The organism is Oceanobacillus polygoni, assembly GCF_008304605.1.
GTDB lineage: Bacteria > Bacillota > Bacilli > Bacillales > Amphibacillaceae > Oceanobacillus > Oceanobacillus polygoni.
In genome coordinates this window covers 311,259-334,114 of the sequence record NZ_PIJY01000026.1, presented here as the reverse complement: position 1 = coordinate 334,114, position 22,856 = coordinate 311,259, and the positions used below count along the sequence as shown (strand labels likewise).

Below are 22,856 nucleotides of genomic sequence, written 5' to 3'. Positions count from 1 at the left end.
GTATTGATGCGCAAATTGTCGAACGATATTATATTTTCAATACAATAAATTGTGATAAAATATTATTGTTTTTAGAAATAAATTTCTTTGGGCAAAAAACTAATAAACATTTTCCTATTATAGGAAAAGGAGGAGTAAGATTGGTTCTCGCGAAGTTTATGACACCGTATTCGGAGCTTACAATAACAGAAATGATGAATATATTAAACCTGGAACAAGGCCCAGCGTCAGCAAAGGAATCGATGAAAGATATTTGCTTGCATTCAAAATCACAAAATATCCAAAAAAAGGGTATGGAATATTTGTATATGTATGGGTTTATACGGGAGCTTGAATTGTTAATTCAAAAAAACCTGGAGTCGGACAACCCTTCCAATCGGCTATGGGGGGAGATTTACCGTATTATGTTGGAGCAACGTGTATTTAAAATTAGTCCAATGGAAACGTTAGATCAATTAGCTTTTTTCAGAAGTCGCTATTCAACCAACGAACCAGAATTATTATTTTTAATTGAATTGATACAGGAAAGAGCTTATCAGCACCTTAACCAATTTGATAAAATTGGAAATTTGATGGTTACCCATCAACAATATTTTTCAGAAATTGAGGAAAGGTTACTTGTAGTATATTTTAAAATTAGATTATACCAAATTAACGTTGTTTACCACATTATGCGAAACGAATTAATCATGGCAAGAAAGTACGCCTATCGTGCACTAAATATGCTTGATAGTCCACAACTACATGCACATGTCCATACGTATTTAGGGTTGTCCTATACGCATGATACGTATGAAAGCGGCATTTACCATTTGGATAAGGCACTTGAAATATCGAAAGAGCATCATTTGGACTACATGATTAATATACTCGAAAATCATAATATTCCATTTTTATCTGCGCACTTCAACATGGTTGAGGATGTTTGTACAGTTGATAAAGGAGAACAAGCCCATATCGAATTAGCGAAAGGAAATAATGAAAAGGCAATCGATATTTTGAGCAACATACCAAAAAAAGGCCCCTTTCAACTTTACTATTTAGGGAAAGCAAAGCAGGATCAGGGGTTATTAATGAAATCTTATAATCATTTTATCAGAAAACGGAGTGACTACTTTTTTAGTAAGTTACCGTTAGATGCGATGAAGGAGTTGTAATGATTACATAATAGACATGATACCTTGTTCGTTTGAGTGAGGTATCATTTTTATTTAATAACGCAAATATCAATCATGTAACACGGACGTCTAACAGAAGGTATTTAAAAAAATACATCTTGTCCCTTTCATTTATCCCATAAATTTAATCATAAAGCATCCATTCTGCTAATAAGATGTTACAAACCATGCAAACGAATTGTCTGAGGTGAGAGCTTGTGTCATTTAGAAATCTTCCTTTTACTACACACTCCTCATGGAATATATATCCGATAACGGTTGTTTATTATTCATAAAATTGGTGGTACATACTCCATATTCTACTTAATATAACCTTTTCATTGATATCGATATCTCGTTGTAACGCCATGTCTCGACCCACACCTCGGAAGTAATCAACTTAGGGAGGCGAACGGTGTGCATGATTACATCAAAGAGAGAACGATCAGGATAGGAAGACATGTCGTGGAGACAAGAAAGACCGTCCGAACGATAGCAAAGGAATTTGGTGTTTCCAAAAGCACAGTTCATAAAGATTTGACAGAACGATTGCCGGAGATAAACCCAGAGCTGGCAAATCAAGTAAAGGAAATTCTCGAATATCATAAAGCAATTCGTCATCTCCGTGGGGGAGAAGCGACAAGACAAAAATATAAAATTGATGGGAAAAAAGTGCCGGAGGAAAAACCAACTGGGTGAAGAACCAACTTTACTGCAATGTTAAGATACGCAGGAAATTAGAAGTGCTTTGTCCAAGCAACATCTAAAAATCGAATGAAATCGTTTTAACGATCACACGCCCGGATAATCCATCCGGGATCTTCTATTATTTGCTCTCTATTTACACCTCAATCCCTTCTCAAACAATTGATAAAATCAATCATGACATGCGCGTAGAGATTTTTCTACTTACTTCGACAAACTATCCTTATTTTATACACAAAAAAATTTCACAAAGAGCAGTTAATTGTTGAAATTTGTGGTAAAATATTATACTAGTAGCATTGTGTCAAATTGACCGTGCAAGATAGTAACGCTAGGAGGATCTAGTTTCATGTTTTCTAGAGATATTGGAATCGACCTTGGAACTGCCAATGTTTTGATTCATGTAAAAGGAAAAGGTATTGTATTAAATGAGCCATCTGTTGTAGCAATGGACCGAAATACTGGAAAAGTATTGGAAGTTGGGGAAGAAGCGCGACGTATGGTTGGACGTACACCAGGAAATATTGAAGCCACTCGTCCATTGAAAGATGGAGTTATTGCTGACTTTGATGTAACAGAAGCGATGTTAAGACATTTTATAAATAAAATTAATGTGAAAGGATTGCTTTCAAAGCCAAGAATGCTTATTTGTTGCCCGACGAACATTACAAAAGTGGAGCAAAAAGCGATTAAGGAAGCTGCTGAGAAGTCTGGCGGAAAGAAAGTCTATTTGGAAGAAGAGCCAAAAGTAGCAGCGATTGGCGCTGGAATGGAAATCTTCCAACCGAGCGGTAATATGGTTGTAGACATTGGTGGTGGAACGACTGATGTAGCGGTTCTTTCTATGGGAGGAATTGTAACATCGGAATCCATCAAAATGGCCGGCGATAAGTTTGATATTGATATTCTTCAGTACATTAAGAAGAAATATAAGCTTTTAATCGGTGAACGTACGGCAGAGGATATTAAAATTAATGTTGCTACCGTTTTTAAAGGGTCACGTGATGAAGAAATGGATATTCGAGGTCGTGACATGGTAACTGGCTTACCACGCACGATTACAGTAGGTTCAGTGGAAATCCAAGAATCATTAAGTGAGTCTGTATCCCTTATTGTCCAAGCAGCGAAAACGGTGCTTGAACGTACACCGCCAGAATTATCTGCAGATATTATTGATCGTGGAGTTATTTTAACCGGTGGTGGTGCATTATTACATGGTATCGATCAGCTTTTAGCTGAAGAATTGAAGGTTCCTGTATTTATTGCTGAAGACCCGATGGATTGTGTTGCCAAAGGAACAGGGATTATGCTTGAGAATATCGATAAAATCGAACGCAGCAAAATTGGTTAATATGACATAAACATGAGGGTTATCAACCTGAGTACATATCTTAAATGATTTACTCGAAAGGAAAAGCAATACCCTGTGGAGGAGGAATTGAACATGTTACGAGGCTTTTACACAGCAGCCAGTGGAATGATTTCACAGCAAAGGCAACAGGAAGCTTTGGCGAATAATATTGCAAATGCGAATACACCAGGTTATAAAGCAGATCAGACAAGCTTACGTGCATTTCCTGAGCTACTGCTTAAACAAATGGGATCGCAGGAAAGTCTGCCAACGACACAGGGAGGATTGCAATTTCCAATACAGAAAACGGTTGGTTCAATCAATACCGGTGTTTATGTACAAGAAGCCATTCCAAATTTTGCCCAAGGTGATATAAGGGAGACGGGAATAGCTACAGATATCGCGCTTGTAGGTGGCACCATGCCTGATGAGACAGGCTCCTTGTTTTTTACGGTACAAAATGAAGCTGGAGAAGTTCGCTATACGAGAAATGGTAATTTGACCGTTGATGGCCAGGGCTTTCTTGTCACAAATCAAGGTTATTATGTACTTAACGATGCAGGTGACCCAATTCAAACGAACGGAATGGAGTTTACAGTCTCATCAGAAGGTATTTTACAAACTCCTGAACAAGCTGTCCAGCTTGGGATTGCATATGCTGCAGATGGGAACGGTATGGTCAAGGAAGGGAATGATCTCTTCACCGGCGATGCAGTACAGGCCCCAGAAGGAGCTACCTTCTCGATTCATCAAGGTTTCCTGGAACAGTCAAATGTAGACACCATGCAAACAATGACAGATATGATGAACGCTTATCGGATGTTTGAAACGAATCAGCGTGTGTTAAGAGCCTATGATGAAAGCATGGGAAAAGCAGTCTCCGAAATCGGCAGAATTGGATAGGAGCTTAGGGAGGTACATATATGTCTCAAATGGTGATACAAGCAGCTGTAACGATGAATCAGCTGCAACAGAAACTCGATATTATCGGAAATAATATGGCAAATAGCCAAACAACTGGTTACAAGAGTCGCCAAGCCGAATTTTCTTCGTTGCTCTTCAGACAGTTGAATAATTTATCTGCCCCGGAAAATGCTGAAGGACGTCTCACTCCAGATGGTATACGAATTGGCTCTGGGGCTAAAATTGGTGCCGTGGGTAATGATCTGACACTTGGCTCCGTTGTAGAAACAGGAAGAGCTCTTGATGCGGCATTGACACGGGAGAACTACCTATTTCAAATTCAAGTGAATCAAAATGGTCAGGAAGAGACGTTTTATACACGAGACGGCTCGTTCTTTCTAAGTCCGGTGAACAACGATCAGGCGGTTATGTTAACGACTGCTGACGGACATCCCGTACTTGGACAAGATGGCCCAATTGTGCTTGCTGAAGGATTTGATTCGATTGCTATTCGTGAGAGCGGTCAAATTGTTGTTACACGAGGCGGGCAAAATGCAGTTGAAGCACAGTTGGCAGTTGTAGAGGCTGTTCGACCAAGAGTGCTTGAATCAGCGGGCGAGAACATGTTCCGTCTTCCTGACCTTGAAAATCTTGGTTTTGAGATGGGAGAAATAATCGAGGGAATAGGCTTAAATGAAGATATGATACAAAGCGGCGCCCTTGAGCAGTCGAATGTGGATTTATCAAAGCAGATTACCGATCTTATCATGACACAACGTTCTTATCAATTTAATGCTAGAACTATTTCAATGGGTGATCAAATGATGGGACTGGTTAATCAGTTAAGATCTTAAACAGATTATCCCTTTCGTTAGATGATCATAAAGGATTATGTTACACTTCAAATAAGAAAAAAGCGTTTTGATTTGCAGGGGAATAAGGAGCAACAAACTATGTCAACAAACCAATCTGAAAAAAATTCTAGAAGAGCTCTGAAAGAAGAAAAGCATGCAACGAAGAAAACCAAAACACCTAAAGAGTCTCCCAAAGGTAGTTCAGCTTCAGAGAAGCAGTCTAGAAAACAACAAAAGCTAAAACAAAAAGAAGAAAAACGGAAAAATAGAAGACCTCGCCGTCGCATTTTTCCAATTTGGCTACGGATTATCGTTGTTTTAATTCTTACTGCTGCTGCATTAGTTGCTGGATTGATGATTGGCTATGGAGTTATTGGTGACGGTGTTCCGACCGATGCACTGAAAAAAGAAACGTGGCAGCATATCATCGATATCGTTACCAAGGAAGAATAATCTTACCCATTTACTATTATAAAAGTAAGAACGAAGGCTATCGTCATAAATCATGGCGATAGCCTTCGCTTTTCTAAAAAATAATTATGTGATTTTCCTGCCTGTCACAAGTCTAAATATTAAAAGAACCAGCGCAATAACGAGCAGTATATGAACAAGTCCGCCTGCTATTTCAAACGAAAATCCAAGTATCCAAAAAATGATAAGCAAGCCAATAATAGTCCAAAGCATAGCTAATTCTCCTTTCTGAAAATGTTCGTTAAGAATTCTTATATATCTTAATTACCTTTTATCGCTTTGTTTCAAACATATCTACTGATATAATGTATTAATATAAAGCTGATTACGTTTAAAGGAGAAAGATAGCATGTTAGACATAGAACAAATTAAAGAAATTATCCCTCACCGATATCCATTTTTATTGGTTGATAAAGTAACGGAAATGGAAGAAGGAAAACGCGTCGTTGGACTTAAAAATGTGAGTATCAATGAACCATTTTTCCAAGGCCATTTCCCGGATTATCCTGTAATGCCAGGTGTTCTAATTGTTGAGGCACTAGCACAGGTTGGTGCGATTGCCGTGTTAAACATTGAAGGAAACAAAGGGAAGATTGGTTTCCTAGCAGGAGTCGATAAATGCCGATTTAAACGTCAAGTAAAACCAGGAGACCAATTAAAACTAGAAGTAGAAATACTCCGTATGAAAGGTCCAGTTGGTAAAGGAAAGGGCATTGCAACGGTAGATGGCGAGCTAGCTTGTGAAGCGGAAATTACGTTTGCAATTAAATAAGGATAGCAACTGTCCGTTTGAAAAGTAATTCAGAATAGTAGTACTAGAACTTGATTATGCGTAACATCATGGTATTGGAATTTTTTATCAACAAAATCATCATTAATTCGTATTACTTCTTTAAAAGTGGTTAAGCTAATGTCGATAGTGAACATCTAAAAGGAGGAATTAATGATGAAAAGCAAATTGCTTATTCGATTAGGTGCACCTGTTTTAGCATTATCCTTAATCGCAGCTTGTGGGACAGGTAATGATCGCGATCCTGTTGAAGATGATGCACCATTAGATCCAACGGAAGAAAACCAGGATATTCAAGATGACATGATGGAAGAAGATAATCCTGATGGGGCACCGAATGAAGAAATGCCGAATGATGACTTACGTGATGAGGAAAGATAAGTAAGGTAGGAATAAAAGAATTGACCTGGTGTAGAGCAAGGTCACGTTCAATCTACTCAAATATGAATGTTGAATAATTGACTAACTGCATTATTCATCACCATACGACTTCATTACTTAAGCGATTAAAAAGCAGAACGAACCTTTCAAAGTCGTTCTGCTTTTGTAGTTTATTGCAACGGGACTGACGCAATAAGCTGCTAATAAGCTGTTTTGATTTTTCTACGGATAACTTCTATCGATAGGATAGAAAAAGCTTACAATGAGCTTCATTCGTCCGCATTTAGAGTTTTACATCAATTTGGATTCCTAATGTTGGGTGCGGAGGAGTGGAATCCTGTAACATTTCCATAAGCTGTAAACCTTGCTGTTCAGCAACATTCATAATATTATCCATAATTGCTATACTTGCATCGGTACGAACTTGATGATTAGCCGTTACGACAGACATAGCGGCGATATCCATATAAATCCCTCGCTTTTATCTTGAGTATGATGAAATGAAGTGTTTACTACACCAAGTATACCATAAATGGATACAGTTATTCAGTGTGTATGTTATAGTGGTCAACCCTTTATTTATCTTTGTCATTTTCATTCCCTTGTGCTTCTTTCATTTCCTCTGATTGCAATTGTGAGCCTTTTTCTGTTTCGCGGTCATCAAGTTGTATTTTTTGATCCTTTTTGTTGTTAGTCATTCACTTTCCTCCTTCATTCGCTTTATAGTTAACTGTACCCTTTCATCTAAGATTGAAAACTAAATCCATTACACGACTACTGCAAATTAACTTAAATACGATGCTGCTCTATTATGGAATAGTCGGATTTATTGATAATATAGTGTGCTTTAAGTGAAAAATTTTGATTTTTCTAGTAAAATGGTCTTAATCCATAATGTTTAGTTATATAGTGGGTAAAATGTTAAAAATAGGCGGTGTCAAAATGGGAAAGCTTTATATTATTTCTCCTGAAACAAAAGCAATTATGAGGAATAGTGAATCTTCATACTACCGATCGAAAGTATTAGAGGGCAAAGATGAAAAGATTTCCATACATAGACCAGAGCAGATTATTGACAATAGTTGTCTTCTTTATGGTTCCGATTTAAAAGGGAGAAAAGAAGCGGTGCAGAAAATTCTATGTACCACCTCCAAGTTACCAGTCCCCATTTCTCCAACTCGAGGCGTATTTATGTTTCCAACATCATCGATTAAAAATAAAGATTGTGTATGGATAGCCTTCCATCATGTGAAATTCTATGAACAACGAGATGATAAGACGTACATTGGCTTTATTGATGAAACAGGAATTTATGTAAATGTATCAGAAAATACGATTGACACACAGTATAAACGAACCAGTCAAGTTATCGTACATTACAACAGGAGGGTTTTGTTTGGTTTTGGAAAAGATATGTGGTAACAAAGGAGCTAGATGCTTTCTTGCATTCGGAGTTAGGTTTAATGTTTGTGAATCACGGCATTATTTCAGTCCATAAGTTATTGTGGATTGTATAAAGTACGGGTATATACTATACGATTAAAGAAGCATTAATGCTGAAACTATCCTTTTGTTTGGAAGTAGAGCTAGAAGCTACTAAAAAAATGAAACGTTTTGAGATGTAAAACGTATATAAAGTGAAGTTAATTATGTTAGAAGTATGTTCGGCATGCATCATTTTATGATGGAGAATGTGATTTTTGGATTGAGAATTCGGTTTACCTACTATTTTTATTTAGGCTATTTTTTGTTCCTGTTGCTCATACATTATTTGGTGATTTAAGTGCAAAATGAATAAGTGTAATGTAGGAAGTTCTTGGTTGAGCATAACGTGTCTTTGCTTTAAAAAAGGGAAAAGAAGTAAGAGCTGTATTATTATAAATTGAATGGAAGGTTAGGAGGTGGTAATCCATATGTCGTTATCTCGAATTTTTAAATGGATTACTGGAATTTTTGAAGGACTTTTAGGTATCCCGTTTCTTGGGGGATTGTACATTATTTCAAATGCTTGGACGCCACTTTTTGTTATGCTGATTCTCCATATTATTACATGGATACTCACAAAAAGAGACAATGGGTCTGGGATCGGAAGTATTTTTGGCATTATTACATCAGTCATTGGATGGATTCCAATTGTAGGCATGATCATGCATATCATCACAGCTTTAATTCTCATTCTCTCAGCATCAAGACCAGAGGGCAGACAGTATGTTTAACGCTTGAAGGTTCATATTTCGAACAAAAAAACTGCTATTGCAAGCATTGCATTAGCAGTTTCTATTGTAGCTAAATAGACCACCAGTGGAAGCCATCTTTTGCAAGCAGCTCATCTGCTGCATCTGGTCCCATGGAACCTGAGCGGTAGTTGGGAAAATCAGCGGTATTGTTAGACCATTCGTTAATAATTGTATCAACGAACTTCCAAGATAGCGCAACCTCATCCCAATGCGTAAAGTTTGTCGCATCCCCAATCATGCAATCATAGAGCAACTTCTCATAAGCTTCTGGTGTATTAATTCCAGGAACCTCATTATGATTATAGGCAAGCTGGATGGGCTCGGCGAGTGAACCAGAACCTGATTTCTTAGCATTTAAACAAAGTGTAATACCTTCGTTTGGCTGAATGTTAATAATCAGAAGGTTTGGGTGTCTGTCTTTGTCTTTTTTATAATATAAATTCATTGGAATGTCTTTGAATTCAATCACTATTTTCGTTGATTTTTCCGCTAATCGTTTTCCGGTACGGATATAAAATGGCACCCCGGCCCAGCGGTAGTTATCAATTAATAGCTTGCCAGCTACAAATGTTTCTGTATTGGAGTTTTCTAGCTCATCATCTTCATCGAGATAGGCTGGAACTGTCTCTCCATCAATTTTTCCAACGCCGTATTGTCCACGAACAAAGAAATTGTCTATTTCTTTTGGATCAATTGGACGAAGTGCGCGTAAAACTTTAATTTTTTCAGAACGAATTTCATCCGTTGTTAGCTTAATTGGAGGCTCCATTGCTAATAAAGCAACCATTTGTAGCATATGATTTTGAACCATATCCCTTGTTGCCCCAGAAGTATCATAGTAGCGAGCTCTCTCTTCCACACCTAACGTTTCACTCGAAGTAACTTGCACATTCGAAATAAAGCGGTTGTTCCACAAATGCTCAAAAATTCCATTAGCAAAGCGGATAACTTCAATATTTTGAACCATTTCTTTTCCTAGATAGTGGTCAATCCGATAAATCTGTTCCTCATCAAAAGCGGCACGCAACTGCTTATTTAACTTCCTTGCAGATTTCAAATCTGTTCCAAACGGCTTCTCAATCACAAGTCGTGACCAGCCAGCAAAATCCTTTAACCCATATTCCTGTAGTTTATTTGCAATTGTACCAAAGAATTCTGGTGCCATTGCTAGATAAAATACACGATTTTCCTCCGTTTGATAAGCGCCCTCTAATTCATTTATTAATGCATGTAATCCACTGTAGGAAGAATCATCTGTCACATCGAAGGATTGATAATAAAAGTGAGATATAAACTCTTCTAAATCCTCATTCGGTGAAACTGCTTCTTTGATGGAATTTGCAACATTTTCGCGTAAAATTTCATCTGTCCAAGGGCGGCGGGCCAACCCGACAACAGCAAAGTTCTCACTAATTTTACCACTTTGATAAAGGCGATATATCGAAGGGAACAATTTTCGTTTAGCTAAATCTCCTGTTGCCCCAAATATTACAATAACCACTTTTGGCTGCAATTCATTACTCATCATTCGTTCCCTCGCTTTTCTGAAAATATATATCTATTTTATCGGAAATAAAATATTAATCAAATAATGGGGACTAAAAACTTAAACTTTTTTCCTATTTTACTCACTTTGACAAAAGTTCCCCAAGAGAAATGAATGACACGTACTCTATTTAGCTATTACTTGAATAGTATACGCGATTTATTAATTAACTGATTGATAACTCCAGAAAACATCAGGCCAATCGCAATTCCTCCTGAGAGGAGCATGACCTGGGCGGAAAGCTGAACACCTGTATAATAATCATTTTCAACAAAATTCCGCATCGCATTATAGGCGATACCACCAGGAACAAGCGGGATAATTCCAGATACATTAAAGATAATAATCGGTTTCTTGAAAAGTTTGGCACAGGTATGGCTTAAAACGGCAACAAGCATTGCGGCAAAAGTTGTAGCTGGTATGGCATCCATTCCTACCTCAACCAAAATATAATAGAGAATCCAGCCAAACATCCCGACAAACCCGCATTGGACGAGCGCATTCCGTGGAGCATTGAACAATATTCCGAATCCGGCAGAGGCAATAAAGCTTGTAATAAGCTGCTGCATAATAATCATCCTATTTCAACCTCCAAAGTGAATATTTTCGTTTTTAAGCAAAAGCAAAAATAAGTGCAACGCCTGCTCCGATAGCAAATGCTGTCAGTAACGCTTCTACCCCTTTAGAAAGACCAGAAACTAAATGACCAGCCATCAGATCACGGATTGCATTGGTTATGTGTAAGCCTGGCACAAGTGGCATAACAGCACCGATAATGATCATATCCAATGCATTTCCGAAACCGTTGTAAATAAATAATAGGGCAGATAAGCCAATTAAAAAGGCGCCGAAAAACTCAGCAAGAAAACGAATTTCTACTACTCGCTCAAACCCAAGCATGCTTGCAAAGCCAAGCGTTCCTGCTATACAGCTAGGAATAAAGTCATACCATGACCCGCCAAACATAATTGCAAAGCATCCGCTCACAAGGGCCGCTGCAAGGATTTGTGCCCATGCTGGAAATGTTAATTTGGCATGATCAATTTTTTCTAGCTGTTCATGAGCTTGCTGAATATCTAATTCTCCAGCCGTGATCTTTCGAGAAATATGATTTACTTCTGCAATCTTATGTAAATCGGTAGACCGATTTGTTACACGGAGGAAATTTGAAGTTCCCGCGATATCTAACGAAAAGCTTATACCAGTAGGTGTAGCATAGCTCTGTGGATTTTTAACACCGAAAGCAGTGGATATTCGATCCATCGTATCTTCAACGCGATACGTCTCGGCTCCGCTGACTAGCATAATTTTCCCAGCTAAGATACACACTTTTTCAATGGTAATTTGTTCTGACATAAAATCACCAGCTCTCTAAAGCAATCGATTCGTTTATATTATAAGATGTTGCTGGAGGGAATGAAAGAAATAAAGCTCCTAAAAGTAGGAGCTCAAACAATATTTATAAACATTAAGACTAAAGCAATGATTGGAATCGCATTGGCAAGTGCAATAGCAATTATAGAAAACTGATTCACTGCTTGTTTTCGATCTTCTTCAACATCTACCTTTCGCTGCAAGAAAATAAAGAACATCGCAAATGCCATTAGGATAATAATAATAAATGCTGGAATATAAATTTCTTCAATTGGTAATGGTACTGCATGAATCAATGCAAAAACAATCATAATAAGAGGAAGGATCTCGATAATGGCAACACCGATGAAGAAGTTTGATTGTGCCTTAGCTACTTGCTCGGGATCTTCTTTAATTTTATCCAGGTTGACTTTAAAGACAATTAAGATACCGATGACAGCGATAATCGCAGCAGCAGTAAACATATACGGACTCAAGTAAGAACACCACCTTTAATTATAATCCTTTAATCAGATTATTTCTAAATACTCAATTATCGTAGCATAGATTGATAATCATGTCATTGGAAAGTTTGTCGATTGTCGGAATAACGATAAACCTGCTGGTAGATATCAATATAATTTGCTAATTGCTACCAACTTTCGTTATAATTTAAAGCGATTAGGGGATGTTCAAAAAGGAATAAATTCACGTACTACATCAGGAACTGTCAACAAAGAACAAGTAGGAGAATTCTATGTTTAATTATATTGATTTATTAATTGCATTTCTTATTGCATTCACTGCGGCTTTATTACTTACTTACCCAGTAAAAAAGTTTGCAATTAAAGTTGGTGCAATGGATAAACCGAATAGCCGTAAAATACATATCAATGAAACGCCTAGGCTAGGAGGCTTGGCGATTTTTATTGGTGCTCTATTAGGGACGCTTTATTTACAGCCATATCACCAGCACTTGCCTGAAATTCTAATTGGATCCATTATTATTCTAATTACAGGTGCGCTCGATGATCGCTTCACGATTAAGCCCATTTTAAAATTGACAGGACAATTGGCTGCGGCGTTACTTTTGGTGTCTTCAGGGCTGATCATTGAACGAATTACAATTCCGATATTCGGAGTTGTTGAATTCGGGTTTTTAAGTGTGCTTATTACAATACTATGGGTTGTTGGTATTACAAATGCGATAAATCTGATTGATGGCTTGGACGGTTTAGCTACAGGTGTTACAACAATTGCGATGACAAGTATATTTGTAATGGCACTAATTGATACACAAATAATCGTTGCATTTTTAAGTATCGCATTGATAGGGGCCAACTTAGGATTTCTATATCATAATTTTTATCCAGCAAAGATTTATATGGGAGATACCGGATCGAATTTCCTTGGGTATATGATTGCGGTTCTCTCGATGCTTGGATTGTTTAAAAATGTTACTTTTTTCAGTTTTATCATTCCGGTTATCATATTGGCAGTGCCAATATTTGATACATTGGTAGCGATTGTTCGTCGAGCTTATAACAAGGAGAGTATTATGGCTGCGGATAACAAACACCTTCATTATCAGCTTATTCAAGCCGGATACAGTCATCGGAAGGCTGTCATCATTATTTATATTTTCAGTGCTCTATTTGGGGTAATGGGAATCCTGTTTTCCAATGCCAGTCCAACCTTATCGCTAATCATAACGCTCGTCGTTATCTTGTTGCTTTATATTTTTGCTGAGCTTGCAGGCATTGTTATGGGGGGGAAACGTCCAATCGTTAGCTTCTTACGGAAAATTTTACGGAAAATAGAACGAGAACGATCATAGTAAAGAGGCTTCCAGCACTAGGAAGCCTCTTTACGCTTACAATATTTTCTTGAAAATTAATACATCGATTTTCTTTTTCTTCGGTGCTGCATATAGATTGCTACTAAGCCAATGAGGACTAGTGCCGCTCCGATTGCAAGATAATTATAAGTTGTTGTAGCAGTACTTGGAAGTTTTTTACCATCACCTGAGTCGGCTTTTGCATAACCGATATTCTTATTCGTTCCACTGCCAGGTTTGTTTCCGGTATTTTTACCGACACCTGAATAATCGCCATCAATCGGGTCTTGATCTTTAGGATCTTTCTTATCACCATTTTTATCCACTGGATCTTGATCTACAGGATCTTTATCATCGTCCGTATCTTCAAAAACGGCAAATTGAGTAAAGTGATCTACTTTAACTGAAACTTTCCCATCCTGATATACAGCACCAGGAATTAATTCCCATTCCTCTGTTTCTTCATTCAAGTAATACATGTTTAAAGCATCTGCATTGTTCACTTTATTCACATCAATCGTGAATAGGAGGGTTATCGGATCTTTAAACGTGTTGATTTCATCTTCGTTTGCGTAGATGGTCAAATCATATACGCGACTAACTGCTTCTTCAATATCATCTTGTTTTTTAAGATTAATTGAAATGTCTTTTCCATCCGGTAAATTTGTTAATGGAATTTGCATTTCAATATGATGATTTTGAATAATGAGTGTAGCTCCTTTAGCTTTTAATGCAGCAAGCTGATTCTCTGTCAGTTTTATTTGTACAGATTCCACTTCGTCTAGTTTAATGATGAGTGTACCACCATCCGCTAATTTTTCGATAGCGTCATTAGAAATAGTAGCTATTCCATTCACGATTTGTGGAGTTGCGATAACGGTCTCTTCTTTGGGTGCTGGCTCTGTAATATTTTCCACATGGATGGTTTGAACAGCTTCTATATCATTACGGTTCTTCGCATAAACAGTGTATGTTCCATTTTCGTGAACATCAAAAGCCTTCGTATGAAGATCAATTGCATGACCGTTTTCGGAAAAATCCACAGCTGTTTTATCACCTTGTAGCCATTTCATTGCAACCAACTCTGCTTCGCTGTCTGTTCCAACTGAGATGATCACAGGACCTTCCGTTGGCTCTGTAGTAGAAGGGGAGAGGGTTATTGTAAACTCCTCTTCAACAGGTTCTGTAATATTTGTCACGGCAAGGCTTTGAACAGCTTCAGCTCCGTTGCTATTTTTCACATAAACGGTGTATGTCCCATTTTCGTGAACGTCAAAAGCTTTTGCATCTAAATCGATAGCATTTCCTGATTCGGCAAAATCTTCGACAGAACGTTCGCCCTCAAGCCATTGTAATACTGTTAAATCTGCTGCACTGTCTGTATCAATCGAAATCGTAACAGGACCTTCTGTTAATGCTGTTGTTGAAGGCGTTAACGAAATTGTAATGACCTCATCACCAGGCTCGATAATATTTTCGATGGCAATGGTTTGGATAGCTTCTAATTCGTCATGATTGTTCGCATATACCGTATAAGATCCATTCTCTGTAATATCGAAAGTCTTTGTTGCTAGGTCAATATCGTTACCAGCCTCGATAAAGTCTTCAGCAGTTCTTTCACCTGGAAGCCATTTTAATGCAGTAAGGTCTGTTTCGCTGTTTGTTATAACGGAAATGGACACTGGCCCTTCTGTTGGTTCAGTTGTAGAAGGGATTAACGTAATGCTAAGCTCACCAGGTACGATGATATTCCCGATCGCAATAGTTTGAACCGCTTCGACTCCGTTACTATTTTGCACATAAACGGTGTATATTCCATTTTCGTGAACATCAAAAGCCTTCGTATTTAAGTCGATAGTACTCCCAGCCTCTGCAAAATCATCAGCTGCTTTGTCACCTTGTAACCACTTCATTGCAACCAGCTCTGCTTCACTATCTGTTTCTACAGAAATGGAAATCGGCCCTTCTGTCGGATCTGTAGTAGAAGGGGAAAGGATAATCGAGATTTCCTCTTCAACTGGATCTGTAATATTTTCTATTGTAATCGTTTGAACAGCTTCTATATCCTCACTATTTTGCACGTAAACGGTATAGGTGCCGTTTTCGTGGACATCAAAAGCTTTCGAATCTAAATTGATAGGATCTCCAGCTTCTGCAAAATCTTCGACAGTTTTGTCACCTTGTAGCCACTTCATTGTAACAAGTTCTGCTTCACTATCTGTATTCACAGAAATCGTAATCGGCCCCTCCGTTGGTTCTAAAGTAGAAGGAGAGAGGGTAATCGTAATTTCCTCTTCAACCGGATCTGTAATATTTTCTACAGTAATCGTTTGAACAGCTTCTACATCCTCACCATTTTGCACATAAACGGTGTACGTGCCGTTTTCATGAATGTCAAAAGCCTTTGTCTCTAAGTCGATATTATTTCCAGCTTCTGCAAAATCATCAGCAGTTTTGTCACCTTGTAGCCACTTCATCGCAACCAGTTCTGCTTCACTATCAGTCTCTACAGAAATGGTCACAGGTCCTTCTGTAGGCTCCGTAGTAGAAGGTGTTAAGGAAATCGTAAACTCCTTCACTGCTTCTGTTACATTCAGTGTGATTTCTTGTCCGGCGCTATTTGCAACGATATCATCAACCATTAAAGCTAGTGTGTTTTCCCCGCTGGTTAGTTCAGTTAATGGGATTGCAAAGGTACCATCTTGTTCAAGTGTTACGGCATTGCTTTCCAAAACATGACCAGTATCATCTGTTAATTCATACGTGGCAGTTAATTTTTCGTTTACATCATAAGGGATTCCAAAAATTCTTTTTACAGTTGTTTTGAAATCAATAAATGTATCATCAATTGATCCTGTTACAATATATTCTGATCCATCGATTTCATCATCTACAGGATCAAATTCAATTTCAGGAGTAGATGATTTAACATAAAGTGGTCCATCGTCTGCAAGTAGTGTAATACTTTGGTTTGCAATATCCCATGAATTGAAATCAACGGTATAGACACCATCTGGGATTGCTGTTTCTTCTTCGGTTTCCCAATCGTAATATGTTTCACCTATTGGGAGCTGCCATCCGCCAGCTGGTAAGGCTTGTAATGCCAAATATCCTAAGTAACCATCATCATAATAGCCACCATTTGGATTCGCAGCATCCCATAGTTCAATAGACATGAGCTCCTCATCGGCTAGTAATCCAAATTCCAATGTGGTTTGATCATGCATGCCATCGCCATTTGGTGAAATTGCGTATTCGGATAGTTCGAAGTAAGCTAGTCCACTCGGAACTTCAGTCGAAAATTCAACAGCAAAAGGCAATCCTAAATCTGTTGTCCCGTTTGTAATATGAACATACCCAAGTAGCTCATTTCCTGGCGCTTCTTCACCTGCTGGGATAGATAAGGTAACATCAAGGGTTTCCGTACCTTTTAAAGTAAAGGATGATTTGCTTACAGTAACGCTAGCATCAGCTAATTCACCAGTAGCCGCTTTCGTTACTTCAACACTCACATCATAATCACTCGAATTTCCAATTACATCACGTATCTCAATTTGTTTTGTAACGGTTATTTCATTTTCAGGATCTGGCGCAACTCTGCCGAATGTAATCGTTCCTTTTTCATAATCAAGTGATTGGTCATCGAAGATAGTTGTGTCTATTGCGTATGCCAAAGCTTCAGCATTTGCAGCTGCTAATGGCTGTACACGACCAGGTCCTTGAGCGAAGACATCGTATAGTTCCGTGTCCAATTGTTTAGCTGTGTTCGACAACGCAACTTTAATATCATACGGTGTCCAATCCGGATTTTTGGATAAAAGTAATGCTGCTATACCTGCGACTTGAGGTGCAGCCATACTTGTCCCTGTTTTCCGATCGTATGCTTGAGCATAATCTGCATCCTCGTAATCCTTGCCGTAAGCAGGAACCGTTGCCATAATATTTGTTCCTGGTGCGGAAACATCTGGCTTGATATCAAATACTGGCGTGGACGGCCCGCGTGAACTAGAAGGATTTATATGATCACCATCGGTAGAGTCAACCTGATAATCACTAAACGTAACCTTACCAATTTTGTCCGCTGTCAACGCGATTGCATCTCTTAAAGCTTGGCCGTCTGAAGTTGAAATATCAAATGCTGGAATAAACTCGAATGAATTTCCCAGCAATACATTTGCAGGTCCTTCACCATCGATATTGTTATGAATCAAGATACCAACAGCTCCAAGTTCCTTCGCGATATCTATCTTATCTACAAATGGAATCTCTCCACGTGCAACTAACGCAATTTTTCCATCAACGTTAATTCCTTCATAGTCAGATGCTGCTCCAATCCCTGGGACCGGTACAACATCGTATGTACCTGATAATGTATCCGCTGGATCTTCAGCAAAATTCCATCCCATTAATGCTGCGTCATATTGCTGCTCGTACTCACCAGCATGGGTTACTAGGTTTGCCTGAATTGTTTCCTCTGGTAATGTGGAGTTTCCAACTGAAATTGCCAGTGCTGCAGATGCAGGGTTTCCAACGGTGCCACGTCCAGGCCCACTATTTCCTGTTGCGACAATTGCTGTAACTCCAGCTAATGTTGCATTATTAATAGCAATTGCATCTGGGGCAGTTTGACTATTACTACCACCGCCTAATGATAGATTGATAATATCCATATCTTCTTCAACGGATTTATCAATCGCAGCAATGATTCCAGAAGTGAATCCGCTGCCATATGCTCCTAGGACTCGATACGCATACAGGTCAATTTTTGGTGCTATTCCTTTAATGCCATATTCATTGTTGCCTGTTCCAGCAATAATCCCTGCAACATGTGTCCCGTGTGATGTATAAAAGGAGCTGCCATTTGCATTGAATTCTGGCATATGCTCTGGACGATCTTCCGGAGTAGTTTCATAGGGATCTTCATTTTCACGTGGACGAGCATAATCATCCGTGTGTTCTATGAAGTTATGGCCGCCTTTATAAATCTCTTGAAAATCAGGATGATTATAATCAATTCCCGTATCCAGGACGGCAACTTTTACGCCTTGCCCTTCATGACCTAGATCCCAAAGTTCGGGAACTTCGAGGTGGGGAACGGTATCAACCATCATGGGTCCTACTTTATTATCACTAGCAAGTTCAAGGGCATGAACTTCTTCGTCAGGATCTACACTGACAACGCCATCCATTGTTAATAATTTATCAATATCATTAGCGTTCAATTTCAGTGACATCCCATTAAAAGCTTGGGTATACGTAAATCCTTTCTCGTAGTCGATATTGTCTGCTTTTAATAGATTTTCAAATCTTGCTTGCTCATTTATAACTTTGTTTTTAACTGTTGTTGCTTGTGTCCCGCTAAGCGTTTTTCCTTCTACTGTTTTCTTTCCTTGTTCTAGTGCTACAGGAGATTCGGATAATTGAACAATAACAGCTACTTCTTTATTACTAGATAAATTTTGTAAAGAGGAGTGTAAAATAGGCTCCTGATTTAATATTGCTTGTTGCTTTGAAACAACTTCTTTTAGCTGCGACATTCTTTCATCAACATTTAGTTGTTTCGTCGCTTTGCTATCTGTTTCGGCTGATATAAATAATGGATTAAATAATGAAAGAATAAGTGTAAAGATTAATAAACTAGTAAATAATTTCTTGAAATTCCTCCGCTTCAATCAAACTTCCTCCCATTCCTGTTTTAATCATTTTTTCTAGACAAACCGACTAATTTCTCATATAACCAATCCTTTCTATAAAATATTTAATTTTTTGACAATAATACAATTTTATAGTAGCACAGCTCTATTACAATAGAAATGAAATTTTGTAATATAATAGCAATATAAATAATAATTAGTTAATTTTAACTATCATTCGACATTATTTGATAATTGTTAATTGGGTCTTTTTATCTATAGTATGTAATAGTGAAGTGAGTTTTTAATTAAATAGTTCTAATTACACCTGGAATAAATAGGGGATCAAAACATATGGGGAATTGTTGGAGGTGCTTGTACAATGCTTTTAAGATTAGACAAAAAATGTTCTTTTGTTTTACAACGAAATAAGCGTGATATCTCCATCAGTTTTGATGGTAGATACCACGCTTAATTACTACATTTTTAGTTTAGTCTTCTTGAATAGGAAATAATATATTTTGTAAAAAAGTAGTGGTAAAATAAAACCTATGATTAAAATCCAAATTGTAAATTAAGGAGAAAAAGTATGAATGAGAGAACCACATTAGAGAAATCATTAAAACCACATTGGGTATGGGCAATTGCTTTAGGTTCAGCAATTGGCTGGGGAGCATTCGTTCAACCTGCCACGTGGATGTCTACAGCTGGTCCACTCGGAGTAATCATTGGTTTCGGTATTGGTGGTTTATTAATGATGCTGATAGCTGTCAGTTACGGTTTCCTAATCAAAAGCTTTCCTGTTTCAGGAGGAGCGTTTGCTTATACATATGTGAGTCTGGGACGTACACATGCATTTATATGTGGCTGGTTTTTAACGTTTGGGTATATTTGTATTGTGGCACTCAATGCATCAGCATTTGCATTAATGATTAAGTTTACGTTGCCGAAGCTTATTGAAAACATTTACCTTTACGAGGTTGCTGGTTGGAGTGTGTATGGAACAGAAATTATAATTGCAACGATTGCGCTTATCGTATTTGGTTATTTCAATATAAAAGGAACAGGGATGTCTGGTAGAATCCAGTTTATCTTTTGCTGCGTTATGGTTATTAGTATTGTTGTTTTAACACTATTAGTTGGGATACAGCCAGGTACTGGAATATCGAACATGCAACCATTTTTCCCAGTAGAAACAACTGCATTTGCAGCCATTATTTCAATTGTAGCAATTGCGCCTTGGGCTTATGTTGGATTTGATACAGTCCCACAGACAGCAGAAGAATTTAATTTTTCCTCTAAAAAAGCATTTAGTTTAATTATTTATGCGATATTCTTTGCGTTCTTATTATATAGCCTGATGATAATTGCAACGTCTATGGCTGAACCTTGGCAAGGTTTAGTTGCTGGCAATTATATTTGGGGAACGGGGACAGCGATTCAACGTTTATTAGGAATAGGTGGTTTGGCTATTTTAGTAGTGGCATTAACGATGGGAATATTCACTGGGTTAATTGGGTTTATTCTTTCTTCGAGTCGCTTATTATTTGCTATGTCGAGAGCAAAGATATTACCGGAAGTTTTTTCAAACTTACATCCCAAGTATAAAACGCCGTATATTGGTATTATATTTGTTGTAATTCTGTCGATGTTTGCCCCATGGTTCGGTAGGGAGGCATTGCTATGGGTGGTCGATATGTCATCTGTAGGAGTGACAATAGCTTATTTTTACACCTGCTTCACTGCTTTTAAGTTATTTAAGTGGAAAAAGGATGCTAATTTCAACGGAAAATTAAACACAGTTTCACCATCTAAAAAAGTTGTTTCCTTTATTGGATTGCTTACGAGCCTTGTGTTTCTAGGACTTTTGCTAGTCCCGGGTTCACCTGCTTATTTAGGTGTTGAATCAAGAATCGCATTAGTAGCATGGGTTGTTCTCGGTGTTATCTTCTATCTGATGAAACGAAAGCAATTTAATAAAGTACCTGAAAAAGAATTGAATTACTTGATTTTAGGTGAGGAAGACGTACACTTGAAAAAATAGGTTATAGTACAGTGAGTAACAAATAAAACGGGAACCATCTTCGGTTCCCGTTTTATTTGTTTACTATCAAATTACAAACTCCAATAATGATATCCTTTTGCTTGGGATTCTTTTCTGTCAAAGATACTTTTTATATCAATTAATACTTTTGTATCCGTTTTGTAAAGTTGATCGAGTGTATCTAGGCTGTAAGATTCCTTAAACTCTTTATGAGGCACAGCGAATACAATACAATCCAGTTCCGTTAATTCATCCTGATCAACTAAACGAATATTAAATTCATTATAAACTTCCTCATTCTCTGCAACAGGGTCATAAACAATTGTTTCTACACCATACTCTTCTAATTCACTAATGATATCAATAATTTTTGTGTTTCGGACATCTGGTACATTTTCTTTAAAGGTAAGTCCGAAAATAGCTACTCGTGCACCATCGATTTCTTGCTTTGCTTTAATCATTTTTTTAATGATATTGCTTGCAATATATTTTCCCATATCATCATTAATTTTTCTTCCAGAGAGAATAATTTGAGAATGGTATCCTAGTTGTTCTGCTTTATACGTGAAATAATATGGATCCACACCAATACAATGTCCGCCAACTAATCCAGGTGTGAAATTAAGGAAATTCCACTTCGTCCCTGCAGCTTCCAAGACAGCTTTTGTGTTAATATCCATTTTATTAAACACCATTGAAAGCTCATTCATAAATGCAATATTTATATCTCGTTGTGAATTCTCAATTACCTTAGCTGCTTCAGCAACTTTAATGGATTCAGCTTCAAATACTCCAGCTTCAATAATAGCACCATAGAGGTTAGCTATTTCACGAAGTGCAGGTTCATCCGAGCCAGAAACAATTTTCGTGATTTTCGTTAATGTATTTACTCTATCACCAGGATTAATTCGCTCTGGTGAATAACCGACTTTAAAGTCATTTCCAAATTCCAAACCTGAAACTTCTTCAAGGATTGGAATACAAATTTCTTCTGTCGTTCCTGGGTAAACCGTTGACTCATAAACGACGATGGAACCTTTGGTTAAATTCCTTCCAACGGTTTCACTTGCACCAATCACCGGATTTAAATTAGGTGTCTTATCGGTATTAATGGGAGTCGGAACAGCAACAATATGAAATTTGCAAGATTGCAAATCTTCCTCTTCACTCGTAAATTTTAGGCTTGTTTTTTTGAGCGCTTCGTCGCCAACTTCGTCTGTTACATCAATCCCGCTTAAATATTTATCCAATTTAGCTTTATTTACATCAAAGCCAACAACATCAAATTTCTTGGCTAATTCTATTGCTAGTGGCAGACCAACGTATCCTAGACCGATAACCGCGATTTTCTCTTCTTTTGCTTGTAATTTCTGAAACAATTCCATGGTATCGTTGCCTTCCTTTATCTGTTTAATTTAATTCAAATGTAGCTCTACTATATCAAAATAATGCTTATCAAAAATACTATACATCTATATAATGATCTTGTATAGCAATTACTATTATACAGATTTTGACTATTTATTGCATTATTTGTTCGAAAATTGGATAGTAACTGGTGATATGATAAACTAACATTAATACATGGTGAATT

The 22,856-nt window shown here is 37.6% G+C and carries 21 protein-coding genes; 12 read left to right on the top strand and 9 right to left on the bottom strand.

What is annotated here, in order from left to right; genetic code table 11:
• The first annotated feature begins 140 nt into the window (after window positions 1-140).
• The 6 genes from F1560_RS13360 to F1560_RS13335 all read left to right on the top strand — a co-directional run bounded on the left by F1560_RS13360 (window position 141) and on the right by F1560_RS13335 (window position 5,423).
• Window positions 141-1,157: an AimR family lysis-lysogeny pheromone receptor gene (locus F1560_RS13360; RefSeq protein ID WP_149475126.1), complete on the top strand. Its 1,017-nt coding sequence runs from the start codon at window positions 141-143 to the stop codon at window positions 1,155-1,157.
• A gap of 417 nt (window positions 1,158-1,574) precedes the next feature.
• Window positions 1,575-1,856 (top strand): sporulation transcriptional regulator SpoIIID, encoded by a 282-nt coding sequence (spoIIID, locus tag F1560_RS13355; RefSeq protein WP_149475125.1) that lies wholly within the window; start codon window positions 1,575-1,577, stop codon window positions 1,854-1,856.
• A 355-nt stretch (window positions 1,857-2,211) separates the two neighbouring features.
• Window positions 2,212-3,213: a rod shape-determining protein gene (mreB, locus tag F1560_RS13350; RefSeq protein ID WP_149475124.1), complete on the top strand. Its 1,002-nt coding sequence runs from the start codon at window positions 2,212-2,214 to the stop codon at window positions 3,211-3,213.
• A gap of 93 nt (window positions 3,214-3,306) precedes the next feature.
• Complete coding sequence (locus tag F1560_RS13345) at window positions 3,307-4,116, top strand: flagellar hook-basal body protein (protein WP_149475123.1); 810 nt, start codon at window positions 3,307-3,309, stop codon at window positions 4,114-4,116.
• A gap of 20 nt (window positions 4,117-4,136) precedes the next feature.
• A complete protein-coding gene (locus tag F1560_RS13340; protein ID WP_149475122.1) occupies window positions 4,137-4,970 on the top strand; it encodes a flagellar hook-basal body protein in 834 nt (277 codons plus the stop codon).
• A gap of 99 nt (window positions 4,971-5,069) precedes the next feature.
• On the top strand, window positions 5,070-5,423 hold the full coding sequence (locus tag F1560_RS13335; RefSeq protein WP_149475121.1) for a DNA-directed RNA polymerase subunit beta: 354 nt from the start codon (window positions 5,070-5,072) through the stop codon (window positions 5,421-5,423).
• Window positions 5,424-5,507: 84 nt separating this feature from the next.
• Here the strand turns inward: F1560_RS13335 and F1560_RS13330 are convergent, their stop codons facing one another.
• Complete coding sequence (locus tag F1560_RS13330) at window positions 5,508-5,654, bottom strand: lmo0937 family membrane protein (protein ID WP_149475120.1); 147 nt, start codon at window positions 5,652-5,654, stop codon at window positions 5,508-5,510.
• Between the two features lie 136 nt (window positions 5,655-5,790).
• Between F1560_RS13330 and fabZ the strand changes: the two genes are divergently transcribed.
• Entirely contained in the window at window positions 5,791-6,213 is a 423-nt protein-coding gene (gene fabZ / locus F1560_RS13325) for a 3-hydroxyacyl-ACP dehydratase FabZ (RefSeq protein ID WP_149475119.1), read from the top strand.
• Window positions 6,214-6,387: 174 nt separating this feature from the next.
• Window positions 6,388-6,612, top strand: a complete 225-nt coding sequence (locus F1560_RS13320; protein WP_149475118.1) for a hypothetical protein — start codon at window positions 6,388-6,390, stop codon at window positions 6,610-6,612.
• A 283-nt stretch (window positions 6,613-6,895) separates the two neighbouring features.
• Here F1560_RS13320 and F1560_RS13315 read toward each other — a convergent pair whose 3' ends face one another.
• The gene (locus F1560_RS13315; protein WP_149475117.1) at window positions 6,896-7,078 is read right to left on the bottom strand and encodes a putative motility protein; all 183 of its coding nucleotides are present in this window, start codon (window positions 7,076-7,078) and stop codon (window positions 6,896-6,898) included.
• A 109-nt stretch (window positions 7,079-7,187) separates the two neighbouring features.
• Window positions 7,188-7,310: a hypothetical protein gene (locus F1560_RS22590; protein WP_275955843.1), complete on the bottom strand. Its 123-nt coding sequence runs from the start codon at window positions 7,308-7,310 to the stop codon at window positions 7,188-7,190.
• 244 nt (window positions 7,311-7,554) lie between these two features.
• Between F1560_RS22590 and F1560_RS13310 the strand changes: the two genes are divergently transcribed.
• Both F1560_RS13310 and F1560_RS13305 read left to right on the top strand, forming a co-directional pair.
• Window positions 7,555-8,034 carry a competence protein ComK gene (locus F1560_RS13310; protein WP_245347574.1) on the top strand — a complete coding sequence of 160 codons (480 nt, stop codon included), beginning with the start codon at window positions 7,555-7,557 and terminating at the stop codon, window positions 8,032-8,034.
• A gap of 491 nt (window positions 8,035-8,525) precedes the next feature.
• Window positions 8,526-8,828, top strand: a complete 303-nt coding sequence (locus F1560_RS13305) for a hypothetical protein (RefSeq protein WP_149475115.1) — start codon at window positions 8,526-8,528, stop codon at window positions 8,826-8,828.
• A gap of 70 nt (window positions 8,829-8,898) precedes the next feature.
• Here F1560_RS13305 and zwf read toward each other — a convergent pair whose 3' ends face one another.
• From zwf to F1560_RS13285, 4 genes are all read right to left on the bottom strand, one after another.
• Window positions 8,899-10,374 (bottom strand): glucose-6-phosphate dehydrogenase, encoded by a 1,476-nt coding sequence (zwf, locus tag F1560_RS13300; protein ID WP_149475114.1) that lies wholly within the window; start codon window positions 10,372-10,374, stop codon window positions 8,899-8,901.
• 158 nt (window positions 10,375-10,532) lie between these two features.
• Entirely contained in the window at window positions 10,533-10,973 is a 441-nt protein-coding gene (locus F1560_RS13295) for a threonine/serine exporter family protein (RefSeq protein ID WP_149475113.1), read from the bottom strand.
• Window positions 10,974-11,007: 34 nt separating this feature from the next.
• The gene (locus tag F1560_RS13290) at window positions 11,008-11,751 is read right to left on the bottom strand and encodes a threonine/serine exporter family protein (RefSeq protein ID WP_149475112.1); all 744 of its coding nucleotides are present in this window, start codon (window positions 11,749-11,751) and stop codon (window positions 11,008-11,010) included.
• Window positions 11,752-11,843: 92 nt separating this feature from the next.
• Window positions 11,844-12,245: a hypothetical protein gene (locus F1560_RS13285; RefSeq protein ID WP_149475111.1), complete on the bottom strand. Its 402-nt coding sequence runs from the start codon at window positions 12,243-12,245 to the stop codon at window positions 11,844-11,846.
• Between the two features lie 260 nt (window positions 12,246-12,505).
• On the opposite strand from F1560_RS13285, the gene F1560_RS13280 reads away from it, so the two are divergent.
• Window positions 12,506-13,585 carry a glycosyltransferase family 4 protein gene (locus F1560_RS13280; protein ID WP_149475110.1) on the top strand — a complete coding sequence of 360 codons (1,080 nt, stop codon included), beginning with the start codon at window positions 12,506-12,508 and terminating at the stop codon, window positions 13,583-13,585.
• 56 nt (window positions 13,586-13,641) lie between these two features.
• Here the strand turns inward: F1560_RS13280 and F1560_RS13275 are convergent, their stop codons facing one another.
• Window positions 13,642-19,257 (bottom strand): S8 family serine peptidase, encoded by a 5,616-nt coding sequence (locus tag F1560_RS13275; RefSeq protein ID WP_149475109.1) that lies wholly within the window; start codon window positions 19,255-19,257, stop codon window positions 13,642-13,644.
• Window positions 19,258-19,807: 550 nt separating this feature from the next.
• Here F1560_RS13275 and F1560_RS13270 point away from each other — a divergent pair.
• Complete coding sequence (locus F1560_RS13270; RefSeq protein ID WP_149475108.1) at window positions 19,808-21,262, top strand: APC family permease; 1,455 nt, start codon at window positions 19,808-19,810, stop codon at window positions 21,260-21,262.
• A gap of 71 nt (window positions 21,263-21,333) precedes the next feature.
• Here the strand turns inward: F1560_RS13270 and F1560_RS13265 are convergent, their stop codons facing one another.
• A complete protein-coding gene (locus F1560_RS13265; RefSeq protein ID WP_149475107.1) occupies window positions 21,334-22,647 on the bottom strand; it encodes a nucleotide sugar dehydrogenase in 1,314 nt (437 codons plus the stop codon).
• Window positions 22,648-22,856 lie beyond the last annotated feature (209 nt).